Genomic DNA, 2,668 nt, shown 5'->3' on the forward strand with positions numbered 1-2,668 from the left:
GCATCGACGTCCTCTACGCGATGCTCCGAGACGGCACCTTCTACCAGCCACCCACCCCGGCTACAGCTTGACGAAGCCCATAGAGGCACCTTTTCCTCTTACTGCTGTGGGGCGCGGTCCGGGGGCGTAGAGGGGATGTCGGGCTACCGACCACGGCAGGAATTGCGTGATCACCTGCGGATTTACGGACGGATCCCGCGAGCGAACGAGCGGCTGCCGGTGAGGTCGTCGGCGGGGTTGTCGGCCTGGCCGTGCGCTTCACCAGCACCCGGAGGCAGACGGGACAGCCGGCAGACGGTCGGGCGCCGCGGCCGACTCGGGATCAGCCGCGGCACCCGCCCACACGCCCGGAACACCACCAGAGGATGGATCGCACCCCAGACGCGCGTATGCCCGCCTGCCCGGCCAGGCCCACCACAGGCGCAGCCAACCGGGTGATCACCAGGCATGAACGGGCGCAGGGCAACGCGCTTTGGGGCGGGTGCCCTCTCAAAACCGCGGCTTGATCCGTGACGGCGAACCGATGCGTTGACAGCACTTCAGGCAGAGAACCTCTTCGCGAGGTGCCGGAGCCGTGCCACGGCCGCGGCCGCTTGGTCACCGGTGATGGCCATACCGGACATCCGGCTCAGGCTCTCGACCTGGTCGGCGAAGCACAGGTACTCCCGGTGCGCATGTTCCCGGCAGGCGAGGCACGTGACACTTTCCGGACGGGCAGAGGTCATCGCGTAGGGCACCTGGTGTCCGCAACCAGTGGTGACGACGCTCGGTGCGTCGGGCACGCGGCCCAACGTCGACACGATCAGATTCCGGACGTCCGAGGCGGCCTGCGCGGGGACCGCTCAGGTTCACCCGGGCCGGCCACACTACTCGTGCCCCCGGGAGTCGCCGACCTGGCGAACGTATGCGGTCACCGCAAGGCATCAGTCCAGGATCCCCAGCTCGTTGTCCGGACGGCAGTGCGGGCAAGGATCGACCCGATCCGCGAGCGCCCGCAGCGCCTGTGCGCGGGGCACACCTTTCGACCGTTTCCCCGCCATGTGGCAGCCGCCGACGTGTACGTACACGGGCGGCACGTCAAGGCTGAGGCTGTTCTCGATCAGCCAGCCCGGCCCCGGCGGCCGGGCTTGGATGCTGCGCTGCCTCTCCGCCTCCCGCCGCTCGGCGACCGCGATCTGCCGCCGGACCCCGTCGAGGGTGAGGACGAGCTCCGTCTCCAGGACCCGGAGTCTCGGCAGGTCGGGGGGCAGATTAGTCACGTGTCCAGCTGAGGTGCCCAACCGGATAGGTCGGCAGCTTCGGTCTCCCTGCACCTGGGCACCGGATGCATCACCCGGGCCGACGTCCAGGACGCCCTGCGGATCGACCCGGACGAATACACGGGCGGCTGGGCCCTACACCTCGGCCGCCCACGACGGACTGGCCCGACGTGTAGCCGAGCCTTCGAGTGACGGCGGGCGATTACCGTGGGGCCGTGGGCCGCGTCCGCGACCGGCGGGTCAGTGACTTGCTGCAGGTCCCGGACGTGGATGGTCCCCGCCGCCCGAAGACGCGGGGACCAAGTTCGCCACCATGCAAGGGTGCGGAACACGGGATCGACAGAGGTGCCCCGCACCATTGTCTACGTGCTGCAGCTCCTGGGGACTCCGTGACGCAGAGCGCAGGTACTCAGCCGTCGTAAGGATCGCGGCTGCCGGACTTCGCCAGGCCTCGGCTGATCATGTAGCCGACCGTGAGGATCACGATGTACAGCCACGCCTTGTCGGCGCGGAAGTAATCAGCGTGGCCATCGTCGTCTCCTACCACCATGGAGGCGATCAGCACCGCGACGACCGCAGCGATGTAGGCGAAGAACTCTGTGGTCTTGAAGGCCGCCTTCGTCTCCGTCGACAGTCGACGCGGCCGGTGAGCGGCCGCACCGTCACCCGCGTGGGGGCTTACGTTGCCAACCGGGTTCGCGCTCATGAAAGGCACCTTTTGCTGTCGTGGGGAGCACCTGCCGTGCTCCCCGGGCTGGGAAAGCGTCAAGATCGTCTGCACCCACCGAGTTCCCATGTGTACCGATCTAAACAACGCGTCAAGGCGCGGCCACGACAAACAGCGACCACCGGCCTGGCAACGGTGCCCTGTACCCATAGGCAAACAGTGATCACACAACCGTCATGGTCGCCCCCGTGCGCACATGGGGAACGTTGACCACGTGAGGTGAACGCCTGGATTCTCTGCGAAGACCACGGCAGCCCCGGCAACGGGCAGCCCCGCCGGACCACACCGGTCAGACGGGGGCGGCAACGCCAGGCGGGCGGCTCCCGGTAGGGCGGGGCCGACTGTCAGTCCCTGGCGATCGCCATGCCGAGGAAGATCCCGACCAGCAGGAGGACACTGCCGGTGGCCATCGCGGCCCACGTCCCGGTCTGCGTCGCGGTGAACGTCGAAGTCATTCCCGCCTGCGCCGCGGCCTGCATGGCCTGCGCCCCGGCACCTCATAGCACCCACTGCCTACCGAGACGCAGTTCGCAACCGTCCTGGCCCCTCCCCCATAACGTGCCTCGCCTTCGCAACGGACCTGTGGACGGGTCTGTACGGTGAGCGGTGTAACTCCCGAGCTGGAAGCGACAGTTGATGACTGACGTGGCGAGTGACATCGGGGCCGGGGAGGCCGTTGTGA

The 2,668-nt window shown here is 68.1% G+C and carries 3 protein-coding genes; all 3 read right to left on the reverse strand.

Annotated elements, in window-relative coordinates; all coding sequences use genetic code 11:
* Positions 1-539: 539 nt before the first annotated feature.
* The 3 genes from ACWD11_RS35045 to ACWD11_RS35055 all read right to left on the reverse strand — a co-directional run bounded on the left by ACWD11_RS35045 (position 540) and on the right by ACWD11_RS35055 (position 1,965).
* Positions 540-782, reverse strand: coding sequence for a hypothetical protein (locus ACWD11_RS35045; protein ID WP_389421671.1), 243 nt, complete (start codon positions 780-782; stop codon positions 540-542).
* A gap of 141 nt (positions 783-923) precedes the next feature.
* Positions 924-1,259, reverse strand: coding sequence for a DUF6233 domain-containing protein (locus ACWD11_RS35050; RefSeq protein ID WP_389421672.1), 336 nt, complete (start codon positions 1,257-1,259; stop codon positions 924-926).
* A gap of 409 nt (positions 1,260-1,668) precedes the next feature.
* The gene (locus ACWD11_RS35055) at positions 1,669-1,965 is read right to left on the reverse strand and encodes a hypothetical protein (RefSeq protein WP_389421673.1); all 297 of its coding nucleotides are present in this window, start codon (positions 1,963-1,965) and stop codon (positions 1,669-1,671) included.
* Positions 1,966-2,668: the final 703 nt, after the last annotated feature.

Source organism: Streptomyces sp. NPDC002776 (genome assembly GCF_053592195.1).

Excerpts from the sequence above, each read along its gene's own strand:
- ACWD11_RS35055 (WP_389421673.1), bottom strand. The coding sequence starts at position 1,965 with ATGAGCGCGAACCCGGTTGGCAACGTAAGCCCCCACGCGGGTGACGGT.